Source organism: Salinispora cortesiana, from assembly GCF_000484695.1.
In the GTDB taxonomy this organism is placed as follows: domain Bacteria; phylum Actinomycetota; class Actinomycetes; order Mycobacteriales; family Micromonosporaceae; genus Micromonospora; species Micromonospora cortesiana.
In genome coordinates, this window is the sequence record NZ_AXVR01000077.1 from 1 (window position 1) to 15574 (window position 15574).

Annotated in this window: 16 protein-coding genes and 2 pseudogenes; 7 read left to right on the plus strand and 11 right to left on the minus strand. The window is 68.4% G+C overall.

Annotated elements, in window-relative coordinates; translation table 11 throughout:
* Positions 1 to 207: pseudogene (locus K228_RS0122010) on the minus strand (IS3-like element ISAar46 family transposase); the annotation flags it as partial.
* 122 nt (positions 208 to 329) lie between these two features.
* Between K228_RS0122010 and K228_RS29730 the strand changes: the two are divergent.
* The 4 genes and pseudogenes from K228_RS29730 to thrS form a co-directional block, all read left to right on the plus strand.
* A pseudogene (locus tag K228_RS29730) lies at positions 330 to 545 on the plus strand (XRE family transcriptional regulator); the annotation flags it as partial.
* A 147-nt stretch (positions 546 to 692) separates the two neighbouring features.
* Positions 693 to 923, plus strand: coding sequence for a hypothetical protein (locus tag K228_RS29735; RefSeq protein WP_080671658.1), 231 nt, complete (start codon positions 693 to 695; stop codon positions 921 to 923).
* On the plus strand, positions 923 to 1156 hold the full coding sequence (locus K228_RS29740) for a hypothetical protein (RefSeq protein WP_025620359.1): 234 nt from the start codon (positions 923 to 925) through the stop codon (positions 1154 to 1156). Before K228_RS29735 ends, K228_RS29740 begins: the two co-directional genes overlap by 1 nt.
* Positions 1157 to 1393: 237 nt before the next feature.
* Positions 1394 to 2611, plus strand: coding sequence for a threonine--tRNA ligase (gene thrS, locus K228_RS0122020; protein ID WP_025620360.1), 1218 nt, complete (start codon positions 1394 to 1396; stop codon positions 2609 to 2611).
* 84 nt (positions 2612 to 2695) lie between these two features.
* Here the strand turns inward: thrS and K228_RS0122025 are convergent, their stop codons facing one another.
* The 3 genes from K228_RS0122025 to K228_RS0122035 all read right to left on the minus strand — a co-directional run bounded on the left by K228_RS0122025 (position 2696) and on the right by K228_RS0122035 (position 7006).
* On the minus strand, positions 2696 to 4714 hold the full coding sequence (locus tag K228_RS0122025; protein WP_025620361.1) for an ABC transporter ATP-binding protein: 2019 nt from the start codon (positions 4712 to 4714) through the stop codon (positions 2696 to 2698).
* Positions 4711 to 6444 (minus strand): ABC transporter ATP-binding protein, encoded by a 1734-nt coding sequence (locus K228_RS0122030; RefSeq protein ID WP_025620362.1) that lies wholly within the window; start codon positions 6442 to 6444, stop codon positions 4711 to 4713. Before K228_RS0122030 ends, K228_RS0122025 begins: the two co-directional genes overlap by 4 nt.
* Before the next feature lie 115 nt (positions 6445 to 6559).
* On the minus strand, positions 6560 to 7006 hold the full coding sequence (locus tag K228_RS0122035; RefSeq protein WP_025620363.1) for a DoxX family protein: 447 nt from the start codon (positions 7004 to 7006) through the stop codon (positions 6560 to 6562).
* Positions 7007 to 7088: 82 nt separating this feature from the next.
* Between K228_RS0122035 and K228_RS0122040 the strand changes: the two genes are divergently transcribed.
* The gene (locus tag K228_RS0122040; RefSeq protein ID WP_025620364.1) at positions 7089 to 7718 is read left to right on the plus strand and encodes a TetR/AcrR family transcriptional regulator; all 630 of its coding nucleotides are present in this window, start codon (positions 7089 to 7091) and stop codon (positions 7716 to 7718) included.
* Here K228_RS0122040 and K228_RS27680 read toward each other — a convergent pair.
* Entirely contained in the window at positions 7627 to 8184 is a 558-nt protein-coding gene (locus K228_RS27680) for a MarR family winged helix-turn-helix transcriptional regulator (RefSeq protein WP_029723885.1), read from the minus strand. The two genes, K228_RS0122040 and K228_RS27680, sit on opposite strands and share 92 nt — an antisense overlap.
* Positions 8185 to 8236: 52 nt before the next feature.
* Between K228_RS27680 and K228_RS0122050 the strand changes: the two genes are divergently transcribed.
* Entirely contained in the window at positions 8237 to 9862 is a 1626-nt protein-coding gene (locus K228_RS0122050; RefSeq protein ID WP_025620365.1) for a DHA2 family efflux MFS transporter permease subunit, read from the plus strand.
* Between the two features lie 181 nt (positions 9863 to 10043).
* On the opposite strand, the gene K228_RS0122055 is transcribed toward K228_RS0122050, so the two are convergent.
* Complete coding sequence (locus tag K228_RS0122055) at positions 10044 to 10232, minus strand: DUF397 domain-containing protein (RefSeq protein WP_025620366.1); 189 nt, start codon at positions 10230 to 10232, stop codon at positions 10044 to 10046.
* A complete protein-coding gene (locus K228_RS0122060; RefSeq protein ID WP_188116234.1) occupies positions 10229 to 11041 on the minus strand; it encodes a helix-turn-helix domain-containing protein in 813 nt (270 codons plus the stop codon). The genes K228_RS0122055 and K228_RS0122060 overlap by 4 nt, the downstream gene beginning before the upstream one ends.
* Before the next feature lie 670 nt (positions 11042 to 11711).
* Between K228_RS0122060 and K228_RS29745 the strand changes: the two genes are divergently transcribed.
* Positions 11712 to 12149 carry a flavin reductase gene (locus tag K228_RS29745; protein WP_080671660.1) on the plus strand — a complete coding sequence of 146 codons (438 nt, stop codon included), beginning with the start codon at positions 11712 to 11714 and terminating at the stop codon, positions 12147 to 12149.
* A 150-nt stretch (positions 12150 to 12299) separates the two neighbouring features.
* Here the strand turns inward: K228_RS29745 and K228_RS0122065 are convergent, their stop codons facing one another.
* From K228_RS0122065 to K228_RS0122080, 4 genes are all read right to left on the minus strand, one after another.
* Complete coding sequence (locus K228_RS0122065; protein WP_025620368.1) at positions 12300 to 12947, minus strand: hypothetical protein; 648 nt, start codon at positions 12945 to 12947, stop codon at positions 12300 to 12302.
* Positions 12916 to 13848, minus strand: a complete 933-nt coding sequence (locus tag K228_RS0122070) for a hypothetical protein (RefSeq protein ID WP_245603544.1) — start codon at positions 13846 to 13848, stop codon at positions 12916 to 12918. Before K228_RS0122070 ends, K228_RS0122065 begins: the two co-directional genes overlap by 32 nt.
* 284 nt (positions 13849 to 14132) lie before the next feature.
* Positions 14133 to 14891, minus strand: a complete 759-nt coding sequence (locus tag K228_RS0122075; protein ID WP_025620370.1) for an ABC transporter ATP-binding protein — start codon at positions 14889 to 14891, stop codon at positions 14133 to 14135.
* A gap of 413 nt (positions 14892 to 15304) precedes the next feature.
* Positions 15305 to 15574, minus strand: a 270-nt coding sequence (locus K228_RS0122080) for an ISAs1 family transposase (protein ID WP_025620371.1), incomplete at its 5' end; no start/stop codon positions are given.

A 15574-nucleotide genomic window follows, 5' to 3' on the forward strand; every position in this document is an offset into this window, starting at 1 on the left:
ACCGGGCTTCTTCCCCTCGAGCAGCCCGGCGTCACGGGCGCGACGCCACTCACTCATCAGCGACGAATACAAGCCGTTACGGCGCAGATAGCCGTTGCCGTCACCCTCGGCGACGGCCTGCTCGTATCCGGCGAGCAGCCGCAGCTTCTCCGCCGCGGTGAACGACCGACGTCGCGGCCGGTCCGCTCGAGGTCCCTCACTGGTCATGGCCCCATCGTGCCCGACGGACAGCTGCGCGCTGGAAATCGTCATCGAGAGAAGATCCATCCTCGCCCCGGGAGGGCTACTTGCTCTGAACCGCTGGTCTCACCCAACCCTGACACCCAGGGGGGCGGCACTATGTGGAGTTGGCCAGATCGGCTGACCTGGAAGGGGCGCGTGAGGCGACGCTGCATCTGTTGACCAGGGCTGAGGCCACCAGCCCAGAGACTGTGCGGTACTCGCCGGCAGCACAGGACATGCTGGGGCGGCTGGCACGAGAAGCGCCGGCCTCGGTACGGGCGGAAGCAATGGATCTTGCCCAACGCATAGGCGTGGTCAACTAGGTACGTCTTGTCACCGGGTACGTGATGTACCCCTTCGGGCGACTCGGCGCGGCTTACCGTCCTGCCCGGTGGCGGCAGGAGAGTCGTACTGCATAGGGCCGCGACGTTCACGCCTGCCTGCCACGTCCACCGACGAGGGAGGCGACCGTGACCAAGATCCGCAACGCCTGGCGACGGCTCATTGGCCAGCCGGCACCGGCAGCGCCTGGCATGCGCCGCCGAGAGCGCCGCTACTCAGGTGTGGATGCTCTCGGTCCTGCTACCCGTTATGCGGCGCGGGCGGGTGCCTGCCACCCGCTCTGTGACCAGTCGACCGTGATTTTCGATTCGCGCCCGTTGATGACTCCGTTGGCCCGTCAACGGGCCTGCTCCCGGTGATGGCCACGGCCGGTCGGCGGCCGGTGGCGAATGGCCTGTCGGCGGTGCAGTTGCGTAACCGGATGATCCCGTCCGCTCGGCGGATCATCGTCGAGCACTGGCCACGCGTGGACAAGTGCCCGGTCTGCGGTTGCGGGTGGCCGTGCGCGCCGACCAGTACCGCCTACGACTACCTGACCTCGGTCGGTCAGGGCTGTCGGGTGCCTTCTGATCGTTCGCGGGCTCGACGGTGAGTCTGGCCGGCATCAGGTCGTCGCGGCCGGAGGTGGGCCGAATTCGGGTGCGGGCTCGATGCTGCTGGTCGTAACCTCCCCCCATGCATGCTGCGGTAGGGAACACGACGCCGGGGAACCCCGGCCTGCCGCACTGACTTCTCCGTCAACGAGGCCCCGGGGCGAACCGCCCCGGGGCCTCGGTCGCGTTCCGGGTACCGATCGCTCCGAGCGCCGTACCCGAATCAGGAGCGCGACATGATCGATCACCGTAGGCTCGGCCGGGAGCTGGGCATCTTCACCTCCGACCCGCTCGCCGGCGCGGGGCTGCCGCTCTGGCTTCCGGCGGGGGCGGCGGCCCGGCACGCCGTTGAGGAGTACCTCCGGGACCTCGAACGCCAGGCCGGCTACCAGCACGTCATCACCCCGCCCCTCGGCCGGCGGGAACTCTTTGAGCGCTCCGGGCATCTCGGCCACTTCGCCGAGGAGATGTTCCCATCGATGCGGCTGTCGGCCGACGACGAGCTTGTGCTCCGACCGGCGCTCTGCCCGCACCATGCGTTGGTCTACCGGTGCCGGGGACGATCCTGGCGGGACCTGCCACTGCGGATTGCCGAGCTGGGCGGCATGTACCGGGCCGAGCGCTCCGGCGCGCTGGGCGGGCTGGCCCGGGTACGGGCGATCTCGCTCAACGACGCCCACAACTTCTGCACCCTGGAGCAGGTCGGGGCGGAGGTCGCGGAGATCCTTCGGCTGATTCGCGCGGCACACGCCGCCCTCGGCGTACGGCCGGCGGGCTTCCGCCTGTCGCTTCGGGGACCGGGTCAGCGCTACGTTGGCGCGGAGGATGACTGGGCGTGGGCCGAGGAGTTGCTCCGCGCCGCGCTCGACGGGGTGGAGTGCACCGAGGATGTCGGTGCGGCGGCCTTCTACGGACCGAAGATCGACATTCAGGTGGCGGACGCCGCCGGTCGGGAGTGGACGCTCTCCACCATCCAACTCGACTTCGACAAGCCGGAGCGGTTCGATCTGTCGTACGTCGACTCCGCTGGTGCCCGGCGCCGGCCGGTGCTGGTGCACCGCAGCCTCGTCGGGAGCATGGAGCGGCTGTTCAGCTACCTGATCGAGGTGCACGAGGGGGCTTTCCCCGTCTGGTACGCGCCGGCTCAGCTGGTGGTCCTGCCGGTCGCCGCCGCGCAGGACGGCGCGGCTGACGAGTTCGCCGCCACGGCGCGGGCGGCCGGACTGCGGGCCGAGGTGGACCGGAGTGGCTCGCTGGGCGGGCGAATCCGCGACGCGGCGCGGGCCCGGACCCCGTACGCCGCGGTGGTCGGCCCGCGGGAGGCCGCGGCCGGACGGGTGTCGCTGCGGCTGCGGGACGGCCAGCACCTGGCCCCGCTGCCCGCCGCCGAGGCCCTCGCCCTGGTTGCCCGGGTCGTCGCGACCCGATCGCCGCAGCTCCTCCCGCCGGGCTGAGCGCCACGCCGAGGCCGCCGGCAATCCGGGTCACCCGGGTTGCCGGCGGTCGACTCGCCCCTTCCGCAGTCCCACCCCGCCGAGCTACGGAGCCGAGACCGGTTCGGAATCGGTCGGCCGGCCCTGGGTGAACTGGGATCGGTGCAGGCCGGCGTACGGGCCCTCGGCCGCGATCAGCTCGTCGTGGGTGCCCTGTTCGACGATGCGCCCGTCCACCATCATCAGGATCAGGTCGGCGTCGCGGATGGTGGAGAGCCGGTGTGCGATCACGAAGCTGGTGCGGTCGGAGCGCAGGGCCGCCATCGCTTGTTGGAGCAGCACCTCGGTCCGGGTGTCCACGGAGCTGGTGGCCTCGTCGAGGATCAGCAGCGACGGCTCGGCGAGGAAGGCGCGGGCGATGGTGATGAGCTGCCGCTCGCCAGCGCTGATGTTGCTCCCCTCCTCGTCGATCACCGTGTCGTAGCCATCGGGCAGGCTGCGCACGAAGCGGTCCACGAAGGTCGCCCGGGCCGCCGCCAGGATCTCCTCCTCGGTGGCGTCGGGTCGGCCGTAGGCGATGTTCTCCCGGATCGTGCCGGTGAACAGCCAGGTGTCCTGGAGCACCATGCCGATCCGGCCGCGCAGGTCGTCCCGGCGTAGCCCGGTGATGTCCACTCCGTCGAGGGTGATCCGGCCGGCGTTCAGCTCGTAGAAGCGCAGCACCAGGTTGACCAGCGTGGTCTTGCCGGCCCCGGTCGGCCCGACGATCGCCACTGTCTGGCCGGGCTCGGCGATCAGCGACAGGTCCTCGATCAACGGCTCGTCCGGGGTGTACCGGAAGGAGACGTGCTCGAATGCGACCCGTCCGCGGGGTGCGGTCAGCCGGGCCGGGGTGGCCGGTTCCGGCGTCTGCTCCTCGGCGTCGAGCACCGCGAAGACCCGCTCGGCGGAGGCGACCCCGGACTGGAGCAGGTTCGTCATCGCGGCGAGTTGGGTGAGCGGCTGGGTGAACTGGCGGGAGTAATGGATGAAGGCCTGCACGTCGCCGAGGGTCATCGTGCCCGAGGCCACCCGGAGTCCGCCGACCACGGCGAGCGCCACGTAGCTCAGGTTCCCGATGAACATCATCGCCGGCATGATGATTCCGGAGATGAACTGTGCCCCGAAGCTGGCCTGGAACAGCTCCTCGTTCTTGGCCGCGAAGGAGGTTTGCACGGCCCGCTGCCGCCCGAAGACCTTGACCAACTCGTGGCCGGTGAAGGCCTCCTCGATCTGGCCGTTGAGCTCAGCGGTGTGCGTCCACTGGGCGACGAACTTTGGCTGGGACCGCTTCGCGATCTGCTGGGTGACGAGGACCGACAGGGGCACCGCCACCAGTGCGATCAGCGCCAACAGCGGCGAGATCCAGAACATCATGGCGAGCACCCCGACCACGGTGAGTAGCGCGGTGAGTAGCTGGCTCAGGGTCTGCTGCAGGCTGGTCGAGATGTTGTCGATGTCGTTGGTGACCCGGCTGAGCAACTCGCCCCGGGGCTGGCGGTCGAAGTAGGGCAGGGGCAGCCGGTTCAGCTTGGCCGCCACGTCTTCGCGCAGCCGGTGCACGGTCCGCTGCACAATCCCGGTGAGCAGCCAACCCTGCCCCCAGATGAGCAGGGACGCCGCGACGTAGAGGGCGAGCGCCAGCAGCAGCACCCGGGCCAACGCGGCCGAGTCGATCCCGGCGCCGGGCACCACGCCCATCCTGGTGATGATGTCGGCGAAGCTGTCGTTGCCCGCCGCACGCGCCGCCGTGGCGGCGGCCTCCGTTGTCGTGCCGGGTTCGAGCTGCCGCCCCAGCACCCCAGCGAAGATCAGGTCGGTGGCGTGGCCGAGCACCCTCGGGCCGACCACGTTCAGTCCGACACCGAGCACCGTCAGGGCGATCACCCCGATCAGGGGGAGGCGGTGCGGGCGTAGCCGGCCGAGGAGGCGCCGAGCCGACGGCCCGAAGGACATCGACCGTTCGGCGGGCATGCCGGCCCCCGGCCAGGACGGCCCGCTGCCGCGTTGGCCGTCGGACGGCAACCGCGAGGGTGTGGGCCCCTCACCGGGCGGGTTCTTCTTCGATACGGCCGGAGCGCTCACGCCGTCACTCCCGTGCTCTGCTGTGATGCGACGATCTCCGCATACGTGGGGCAGGTCGTCAGTAACTCGGCGTGCCGGCCGATCCCCACGACGCCCCCGTCCTCCAGCACCACGATCTGGTCGGCGTCGGCCACGGTGGCGACCCGCTGCGCCACGACCACCACCGCCGCGTCGGCGGTGACCGGGCGCAGCGCCGCCCGTAGCCGCGCGTCGGTGCCGAGGTCAAGGGCGGAGAAGGAGTCGTCGAAGAGGTAGATCTCTGGTCGGCGGACCAGCGCCCGGGCGATGGCCAGCCGCTGCCGCTGCCCTCCGGAGAGGTTGGTGCCACCCTGCGCTACGGGCGCCTCCAGCCCCTCCGGCAGCGCGGCGACGAAGTCGCGGGCCTGCGCCACCTCCAGCGCCGCCCACAGCTCGGCCTCGGTCGCGTCCGGGTTGCCGTGTCGCAGGTTGGTGGCGACCGTGCCGGTGAACAGGTACGGGCGCTGTGGCACCAGGCCGATCCGCTGCCACAGCGCCTCCGGTGCGAGATCCCGGACGTTGACCCCGTCCACCAACACCGCACCGGAGGTAACGTCGATCAGTCGTGGGATCAGGGCGAGCAGGGTGCTCTTGCCGGCGCCGGTGCTGCCGATGACCGCGGTGGTCGTACCCGGGGCCACCCGGAACGACACGTCCCGCAGCACCGGTTCGGCCGCACCCGGGTACTGGAACCGCACCTTGCGTAGCTCCACCTCGGCTCGGCCCGGCGGTGCGGTGACCGGCTCCGCTGGGGGCGTGACCGAGGTCTCGGTCGCCAGCACCGCGCTGACCCGCTCGGCGCAGACTGCCGCTCTCGGCACCATCATCAGCATGAACGTGGCCATCATGACCGCCATCAGGATCTGCATCAGGTACTGGAGGAAGGCGGTGAGGGAGCCGACCTCGATGGCGCCGGCGTCCACCCGTCCGGCGCCGAACCAGAGCACCGCGACGCTGGAGACGTTGAGGACCAGCATCACGATCGGGAAGATCAGTGCTGCCAGTCGACCGGTCTGTAGGGCGGTCGCGGTCAGGTCGGTGTTGGCGGCGGCGAAGCGCCGGGTCTCGTAGGGTTCCCGAACGAACGCCCGGACCACGCGGATGCCACTGATCTGCTCGCGGAGAACCCGGTTGACTGTGTCGATGCGGGTCTGCATGAGTCGGAATCCGGGCACCATCCGCCGGATTACCTGACCCAGACCGAGCGCCAGGACGGGGACGCTGACCAGCAGCAGCCAGGAGAGCCCGAGGTCCTCGCGGAGCGCCATCACCACTCCGCCGACGCTCATGATCGGCGCGGCGACCAGCATCGTGCAGCTCATCAGCACCAGCATCTGGACCTGCTGCACGTCGTTGGTGTTGCGAGTGATCAGTGATGGTGCGCCGAAGTGGGCGACCTCGCGCGCGGAGAACGTGTTGACGTGGGCGAAGAGCGCCGCCCGGACATCCCGGCCGTACGCCATCGCGGTGCGCGCGCCGAGGTAGACGGCGGCGATCGAGCAGACGATCTGTACCAGGCTGACGACGAGCATCCAGCCCCCGGTGCGCAGGATGAAGCCGGTGTCGCCGCGGGCCACCCCAAGGTCGATGAGGTCGGCGTTGAGGCTCGGCAGGTACAGCGAGGCGATGGTGCCGACGAACTGGAGGGCGACCACGGCCGCCAGCGGGCGGTGGTAGGGGCGTAGGTAGGTGCGTAGCAGCTGGATCAGCACGCCGGCTCTCCGTGGGGTTCGCCTCGGTCGGCCCGGGCGGTCAGCGTGACCAGCGCCGGTCCGGCGCGTCTTGGCGGGGGGTTACGTTCACTCGGGCAGGTTAGTGGTCGGACCGTCAGGTGCCAACCGAAATGGCGACGGCGGTGGCGACGAAGACTCCCTGCATGGCGGTACGGGCGGCCAGCGGGGTGACGGGCCGGCCGGCCAGGGTGAGCTTGCGCCGTGCTCCGGACACGTTCGCCGGGAACATCGCCAGCATCAGGACGGCCAGCCCGGCGGCGGCCCACCGAGCGGTGGGGGGAGCGAGGAGCGCCGCCGCGCCGAGTAGCTCCAGCACCCCGGTGAGGGTGACCAGGAACCGGGGGTGGGGGAGTCGTGGTGGCACCAGCGCGACGAGGTCGGCCCGGCGTCGTGGGCTGAAGTGCGCCAGGCCGGTGACCGTGAGCATCAGGGCGAGACCCACCCGCAGCGCGGGGTGCCAGCCGTCGAGCGCAGCCACGCCGACCAGACCGGCCAGCCGGGCCAATCCGGTGCCGGCCACCAGTGTGATCAGTGGAACCATCGGAACCTCCACGCCAGATCTTGTCGGTGGCAAGAATGCCCTCCGTCCGCATATCTTGTCAACGGTAAGATATGCTTCCTGGATGACCGGTGCACGTGGCTACCATCACGGCGATCTGCGGCGGGCCCTGCTCGCCGCCGCCGCGGTGGCGATCGAGGAGTCCGGGCCCGCCGCCCTGAGCCTGCGGGACCTCGCCCGCCGAGCCGGCGTGTCGCATGCGGCACCCGCCCATCACTTCGGCGACAAGCCGGGGTTGCTCACCGCGCTCGCGGTCGAGGGCTTCGACCTGCTCGCCGCGGCCCTGCAGACCGGCGACAGTCTGCTCGAGATGGGGGTGGCCTACGTGGACTTCGCCGTCCGGCGTCGGGCGCACTTCGAGGTGATGTACAGCCCCGACCTCTACCGTGCCGACGCGCCGGAGGTGGTGGCGGCCCGAGGACGATCGCGGGCGGTCCTGCGCTCGGCAGTGGCTGACCTGCCGCCGGGGCCGGGCGCGGTGGGCGGTGCCGCCGGGGACGCGCTCGCCGCCTGGTCCATCGTGCATGGCTTCGCCACCCTGTGGAAAGCGGGTGCCCTGCCGGACGAGGCGGGGGATGATCCGCGGGAGGCCGCACGCGTCGTCATTCGTCGGCTGTTCGGATCCCGCGTGGCTGACGTTGACGCGCGAGGTCAGGCGGCTCCTCCTGCGCGGTCACCACGTACTCCCGCATAACCTCGGCCACCTCCTGCAGGAAGGTGGCCGTGGCGACCGCCTGCTCCGGCGTGAGCCGATCGACCGCCTGCTCGATGCCGGCGAGCATCGGCCGCAGTGCCGCCGACACCTGGTCGTACCCCTCGTCGGTGACCTGCAGCGCCACTCGGCGGCGGTCCTTCGGATGCGGCGTGCGCGCCAGGTGGCCGGCTTGGACCAGCCGATCCACCAGCGCGGTGGCCGAGGCGGACCGGATGCCGAGGCGGTTGCCCAACTCCACCGGGCCGAGCGGGTCCGGGCTGGCCGCGAGGTGGTCGATGGCGGCGGCGTCGGTGACCCCGATCCCGAGCCGGCGGGCCAGCGCCCCCCGGGTGTCGCTGGCGGCCCGGATCACCTCGCGTAACGCCCGGGCGGTTCGGCTGGTTGAGGGCGCTTCGCTGTACGGCCCGCGACGCGAGCCGGCGGTGGTTGACGCGGCGCTGTCCACGGGATGAAGCTAGCAGCTCAGGTAGCTAGATAAACTAGCGATCGGAGCGAGGATGCCGGAGCAGGGACGCGGCCGCTGGTGGGGGCTGCTCGCCATCAGTCTCGGAGTCGCCACGATCATCGTCGACGTGACGATCGTCAACGTCGCCGTCCCGGCAATCATCGCTGACCTCGGTGTCAGCTCCGCCGGGGCGCAGTGGGTCCAAGAGGCGTACACCCTCGTCTTCGCCGCCCTGCTCCTGGTCGCCGGCCGCTTCGCTGACCGCGCCGGCCGGCGGCGAATGTTCGTCGTCGGCGTGCTGGTCTTCGTCGTCGCCAGCCTGCTCGCCGCATCCGCCGGCTCCGGTGCGGAGCTGATCGGGGCGCGGGTGCTTCAGGGGCTCGGCGGTGCGATGATGCTGCCCACCTCACTGTCCCTGCTGAACGCGAACTTCGTCGGGCGAGAGCGGGCGATCGCCTTCGCGGTCTGGGGCTCCACCATCGGCGGGGCCGCCGCGCTCGGCCCGCTGCTCGGCGGCTGGCTCACCACCGAGTTCTCCTGGCGGTGGGCATTCGGCATCAACCTCCCGATCGGCGTGCTGGTCGTCACCGCCACGCTCGCGCTGGTCCCCGAATCCCGCGACGACCGGGTCGAGCGCGGCATCGACCTGGTCGGGGCCCTGCTGTCGGTGCTCGGCATGACCGGCGTCGTCTTCGCCCTCATCGAGGGGCGCACGTATGGCTGGTGGGGGTCGGCGAAGCCGATCAACCTCTTCGGTCTGGACTGGCCCGACGCGATCTCCCCGGTGCCGATCGTCGGGCTGACCGGCCTGGCCGCCCTTGCCCTTCTGGTCACCCATCAGGTGCGCCGTAACCGGATCTCTCGGCCGGCGCTGATCGACCTGTCGCTGTTTCGGATCGGCTCCTTCCGGACCGGCGTCACCGCCGCCGCGATCGTCAGCCTGGGCGAGTTCGGTCTCCTCTTCGCTCTCCCGCTCTGGTATCAGAACGTCCTCGGCTACAGCGCCTTCCACACCGGCCTGGCGCTGCTGCCCCTCGCCGTCGGGAGCTTCCTCTCCAGCGCACTCGGAGCGCTTCTCGTCAAACGATGGGGTACCACCCGGGTGGTGCAGCTCGGCGTAGCCGCGGAGATCGCTGGCATCGCCGGACTCGGCCTCGTGGTCGCCCCCGACACCCGCTGGTGGGCACCGCTCGGCCTGCTCTTCGTCTACGGCATCGGCGTCGGTCTGGCCACCGCCCAGCTCACCGGAGTGTCGCTGCGAGAGGTGCCGGTCCGGCGCAGCGGCCAGGGGTCCGGGGTACAGAGCACCGCGCGGCAGGTCGGATCCGCCCTCGGCATCGCCGTGCTCGGCACGGTCCTCTTCGCCGGGCTCAGCGGGCTTCTCGGGGCGCGGCTCGCTGATCGCCCCGAGCTCGATTCCACCCAGCGTGAACAGGTGGTGACCGAGGTCCGGGAGAGTGGCGGAGCGGCGATCGCCGGGCTCGCCGCCGACCCCCGCACCGCGCCGATCGCCGAGGAGGCGAAGGCCGCCTTCGCCGACGCCACCCGGTACGCGGCCTTCACCGCCGCCGGCTTCCTGCTCATCGGACTGATCGCCTGTGCCCGACTGCCCCGGGACCGCCCCGGGGCAGCGGACCCGGCGCCGGTGCTGCAGCCGGCGGCCAGCCCGGCCAGCTAGACCACGGCGCCGGGTGGCGTCCGCTGGCCTCTCCCCCTGGCGCGAGAACAACGACTCCCGGGTCGACCCTTGTCACTCACGAGCGGTGGATGTCCGGCGCGGGGGGTGTGGGGCTGGAGGTGGGTCCCAGACATGCCTAAGCCCCCCGGTGCCAACACCGGGGGGCTTAGGTTCTTGCTTGTCAGCGCCGGGCGTGCTGTACGAACGCCTGCCACGCCTCCGGACCGAACACCAGGGCTGGTCCGGTGGGGTCCTTGCTGTCACGGACGCCGACGATGCCGGGAAGGTTGTCGGCGACCTCCACGCAGTCCCCGTTACCAGAACCGGAACTCCGGGTGGATTTGCGCCATGTGGCGCCGTCGAGGTTCATTGCTGTTGCCTCCGTAGTTCCCGCGCCACCGACGCGGCGGCTTTCTGCGACTCTACCGGGCTCAGGGCAGAGGCTCGGAGGTGATCGAAAGCCAAGGTGTATCGCCCGACGTCGCGGGCCCTCTCCACCGGGGTGTCCCCGGTCAGCGCCTCGCGGAACGCGATCGTGGGGTACTCCGCAAACTCCATGATCGTAAACGAACCGTTTAGCCCAGCATGCCAGCCAATATCCGACGGTAGTACCTGAACCGTCACCCCTGGCGCTGGATTAGCTACTCGCTCAACCTGCTCCGCAAGCACATCGGCCGACCCGATTCGGCGCCGTAGCAGCGATTCGTCCAGGACGACCCACAGGTTTAACCCATCCTCCATGATCCGCTGCTGACGCTGCATGCGAGCCGCCACCAGCCGATCTACCTCCTCGGGCTCCGTCCGTACGGGGTCCGCCGCGAACAGCGCCCGAGCGTACGACTCGGTCTGGAGCAGCCCGGGGAAGACTCCCAAGGACCAGACATTCAAGGACGTGGCGTCGTTCTCGAATCCAATGTAGGACCCGAGGGAGCCGGTGATGACGTCCCGGTACGACTCCCACCAACCCCGCTCTCGTCCGGCGCGGGCAAGCTGCCAGTGGCGATCTTGTTCGTCCGGGTCGGTGACGCCGTACAGGTTGAGCATCAGCATCAGATCCCCCTTGGACACAGGGGATACGGCGTTCTCGATCCGACTGACCTTCGGCTGGCTGCTGGCAAGGTGCTCCGCGACCTGGGCTGTGCTTAGCTCGGCCGCCTCTCGAAGCGCCCGGAGCATCATCCCGAGCCGTCGACCAGCCATGTTGCCTGGTTGGTACCGCCGTGAGTTGGCCATGCATCGCATCGTACTCACACAGACGTGAGTCGAGATACCCCGAAGGTCGACACGATTTGAATAGCGGGATTGCATTGCCTTGCATGCATGATGCACGATGGACCCGACGTAATGCCACATGTGCAACCCGTATAGGTCGCCAGATCCCCAGCCGTGCAGGAGGAGACATGCGCCCCAGTCGTTGGTTTCGCCGGCAGAGGAAGAACTCGCCGCCCTCCGCGAACGCACCGCAACAGAGGAGCGGTGTCCTGTGCCCCGTGATGGTGCAGCGCGCTAGGCCGGTCAATCTGCCGGCGTGGATGACCCAGCCCACCGTCGCAAACCCCCAGGTAGGCCGCGTCGGTTGGCTCACTCCGGCCCAGCAGTGGCGAGCCAATGGGGGTCGCTGGTGAATGTGTACCGGCCCGCCCACACCGCCGCACGGCGAGATTGAGATGACATCGATGATTGTCGTTGCTACTGCCGTGGTCGTTGGGCTCGCCGTCGGAGCGGTCCTGGGTCTGGTGACCAAGAGCCGTTCGGGTAGTTGGTGCCCCAGGTGTGGTGACCTCAAGCGCTGCCTACGTGACCACCACACGGGCGGGAGCCGGTCGTGGTGAGAAAGGCACACGACCCCATGCGCCCGCTGTGGCGGTGCCGGGCCTGCGGCGCCGACTGGCCGTGCCAGCCCGCGCGGCTCGCGTTGTTGGATGAGTATCGCGGCAGGAGGTCAGCCCTGCTGGCTCACCAGGGCAAGCTCCTGGCCGAGGCATCTGATCAGCTATCCCGGCTCAACGGCACCAGACCCGACCTCAGGGAGAGGTTCGTCGACTGGTGCTGGCGGGTCGAACCCGAACACCCCACAACCAGTGCCTCCGAACCGGGAGACCTGAACCTGGACCTGGACCTGGTGTTTCGCGGAATAGAAATGATCATCCGTAGCCACTGGGGAGGACGAACCTGCCCCCGATGCGTGAACAAAGGCTGCCCGCACCTCGACTGGGCCGACGGCTGGCTGGCCCGCCTACGACGATCACCGCAAGGCCGTCCTGAGACGGAGGGCCCAAAGCGGTAGCAAGTGCCTCAACCGAAGAGCCGGCCGTAGTTCCTCCACTCAAGCACGATCACCCTTGACATGATCGACAACCTCGCCAAACACCTCACCGTTCGAAACCACTCAAAACGTGTATAGGCATCAGGGTTGTACAAGCAGAGTCGTACTCGACTACGGAGTTCGGTGTGGCCCGTTGGTCGCGTGGAAGGCAGTACCCACTCCGAGCAGGACAACGGTGGCCACTGTGTATGGCACGGCGTCGAGTGGCGCGAGATCCCAAAGAAACAGACTCGCTCCGTTCCCGTTCTGGGTGAACTGCCCGGCCACCAGTGCCCGAACGATCACCAGCCCACAAGCTATGACAGTGCTGGTCCAGACCTGGACGATCAAACCTATGCCGAGGGCGATCATGAATGAGCGGATAGTCGGCATCGGCCCGGGTAGGTCCTCGGCCACAGAGAACGGCCGCAGGAGTAGGATCATCACGCCCAGAATGCCGTACGTCGCCACGGTGAACGTTCGGATGCCGACCAGACCGGGATGGCGTCGTTCGAGGAACCCCACCCCACTTCCGAGGCCGAGCAGCGCGCCGGCGGCCAGGACGGCTGGAAGAAACGTGACGTCGTTGTTCAGGGGGAAGGGCCAATCAGCCGATCCGAGCCGCTGCCACAGGTAACAGGCAGCCACCACGGCACCGGCCGCTAGGTAACCGGCGAGTCCGTGCACGCGGAGCCACAGTAGGGGCAGCGGTGCGCCATCGCGGATACGTGAAGTCGTCATGGCGCGGTCAGCACGCCGAGGCGGCGGCGTGGCGGCCACGCCAGGCAGCGAGGTCGTCAACCGGGCCCGCGAGCGCGGCCGTAAACAATTCTTGGTACAGGTCATCCAGCTCCGGGTAAGCGGTGAACAATTCCTCCCGTGGTGTGCCGCAGCGTTCCTTGTGCACGTCGTGCCACTGGCCGGCGAGTTGTTGGACCAATTCTTCGTCTTTCATGAACCCGTTCGAAATATGAATTACTCCATTGCCGCCTCGGAAAAAGTCCGGGTTGCCGGCCGGCGCGCTCATGCCGAACTCCTCGTACTGCCGCACATCCCCGGGCACGACTCCGCTGACCTGCTTAGCTGTCTCGACCATCCGGACGACATCGTCCAGATGCCGCCGGTGGTCATCCCAGAGGCAAACCCGTGGCTGCTGCCCACCGCACACCTGATGTTGCGCTGCCGACGACCGGGCCATCGGCTCCCGTCCGAGGTCGGACAGCGCCAGCCCAATCGGGATCCCGGCGGTCCCCACCACTACGACGCCGACAGCCGCCATGCCGACCCGATGCCAGCGCACCGGACTCGTCACGCCCCACCCGAAACCGGCGGCGATCAGCGTGAACATGGCGATCAGCGCAGCAACCCAGACCAGCTTTAGGACCAACACGTCCACCCTCGGCTCACCCCACAGCGGAACAGTGCCGTGGTAGAGAAAGAGGTGGCGAACCGAGTCCGACGCACCGAAACCCGTCACCATCAGGACCAGGCCGCCGATTAGCACGAGCAACGGAGTGATCGGCTTCGGCCAGAGCGAGCCGACGACGGTGCCAGCCGCCAATGCCAAGACGATGCCCGCCGCACCGATCACAACATTGCCCACGCCGAGCCGGCTTCCGGGTTCCACTGCCGCTGATACCGCGACCGCGCCCACCACCAGGAACAGGTAGCCAGCCAGCACCCACAGTCCAATAGCGGCTGCCCGGAACAGGACCAAGTGCCACGCGGGTCTACTCGAGAGCGAATCAAGGGCCGCGGTCCGGCGCCGATTGCGGGAAGGAAACGCAGCCGCGGCGATACCCGCGCAAACAGCGGCCAGGACAGGCGTGATCTGCTGAATGGTCCCCGTGGTCAGCAACGGAGACCCGAACCAGAAACGACTAGATGGCAACAGTAGCAGCGCACCGAGAACAAACACCCCCGCCATCAGCGCCGGACCGACCCAACGGGGATAACCCAACCTACTCACGCCGACACCCCAGCCTTCGTGGCAAGCTGCAGATATCCCGACTCGATCGCACTCATACCTTCAGTCCCAGTACTCGCATCGCCAGCATTGGCCAGCTCCGCCGGCGTCCCATCGAAGACCACACGACCCTGCAGAAAAACCAGCACCGAGTCACAGGTGTGCACCACATCGTCCACGATATGAGTGCTGACTAAAACGAGCCGTGACCGCGCCGACTCCCGGAGTTGATTACGCAGACCGACACGCTGCGCTGGATCAAGCCCGACAGTCGGCTCATCAAGGATGACGACCTCTGGGTCGTGCACAATCGCCTGGGCCACCCCCACGCGCTGCAATGTGCCACCAGAAAGGGTACGCAGCTTGGCCTTCGCATAGTCCTGCAGGCCGAGTCGCTCGATCACCGTCGCGACAGCAGCCCCGGTCTGGTCTCGCGGGAACTCACGAAGCCAGGCGGCATAGCGGAGAAACTCCCTGACCGTCAGCCCACCAGGGTACGGGAAGTTCTGTGGCTGGAACCCGATCCTGCGCCGCAACCGACGCACCGACCTGAGGCCGGACGCCCGTTCCCCACTCAAACTGATCGACCCCGAGGTGGGTGGATTCAACAGCGCCAGGGTGTTAAGCAACGTCGTCTTACCCGCACCGTTCGGACCGAGAAGCCCCACTACCCCCGGACGGAAATCGTGAGTGAAGTCGTGCACTACCTGCTTCCGGCCGTAGCCCTGGCATAGGTTATTCGCCACCAAACTCGCCACGTGATCGTCTCCGCTAGTGATATGGAGCCACGCCTAAGCGTGACCACTGGACATGGCTCCACATCGTAACTACTACTAGATAGTCACCTGGATCCGGGTCATCCCCCCCAGGCGCACTCATGGGAAGCGGACCACGTACCCTTTATATAGAGATTGTTCAAGACCTTGTCCGGCGCCCCGCTGTTGCAGTCGAAACGAACTTCCTTGACGGACTGTCCGTCAGCGGAGGTGCAGGTAATCTTGCCCCAGGTGTTCTGAATATTCCTCACACAATCAATGGTGAGAATCCCGGCTGATGTCGACGCCGTGGCAGTGTCGGTAGCCTGAGTAGGAGCACTGAACGCAAAAACAGCTCCACCCGTCACCGCACGGCCCCGGCGTTGTTCTTTTACGTCCGCTTTGATCATGGTTTGTTAGATGCCGTAGACGGCGAAGGTGTCGGTGCGGTCGTGTAGGTCGCGGCGGGCGTGGGCGATGTTGGCGCGTCCGGCGAGGCGGAAGGTGTTGAGGGCCAGGTTGCGGAAGGCTGCCATGTTCCGTGGGGCGGTGCCGGTCCTGAGTTGGGAGGTGTCCTCGTGGAAGGTCACATCCCGGGTCCAATGAAGGCTGTTCTCTACGGTCCAGTGACCTCTGGCGTAGTGGTTGAGGTGTTCCGGGCCGGCCTGTCCGGCGTCGAGACTGAC

What these genes read in the sequence shown, in the direction of transcription:
- K228_RS0122055 (WP_025620366.1), bottom strand. Translation starts at nt 10,232, where the DNA reads ATGAACCTCGACGGCGCCACATGGCGCAAATCCACCCGGAGTTCCGGT.
- K228_RS29745 (WP_080671660.1), top strand. Translation starts at nt 11,712, where the DNA reads ATGCGCCCGCTGTGGCGGTGCCGGGCCTGCGGCGCCGACTGGCCGTGC.
- K228_RS29740 (WP_025620359.1), top strand. Translation starts at nt 923, where the DNA reads ATGGCCACGGCCGGTCGGCGGCCGGTGGCGAATGGCCTGTCGGCGGTG.
- K228_RS0122035 (WP_025620363.1), bottom strand. Translation starts at nt 7,006, where the DNA reads ATGGTTCCACTGATCACACTGGTGGCCGGCACCGGATTGGCCCGGCTG.
- K228_RS0122060 (WP_188116234.1), bottom strand. Translation starts at nt 11,041, where the DNA reads ATGATGCTCCGGGCGCTTCGAGAGGCGGCCGAGCTAAGCACAGCCCAG.
- K228_RS0122040 (WP_025620364.1), top strand. Translation starts at nt 7,089, where the DNA reads ATGACCGGTGCACGTGGCTACCATCACGGCGATCTGCGGCGGGCCCTG.
- K228_RS0122050 (WP_025620365.1), top strand. Translation starts at nt 8,237, where the DNA reads ATGCCGGAGCAGGGACGCGGCCGCTGGTGGGGGCTGCTCGCCATCAGT.
- thrS (WP_025620360.1), top strand. Translation starts at nt 1,394, where the DNA reads ATGATCGATCACCGTAGGCTCGGCCGGGAGCTGGGCATCTTCACCTCC.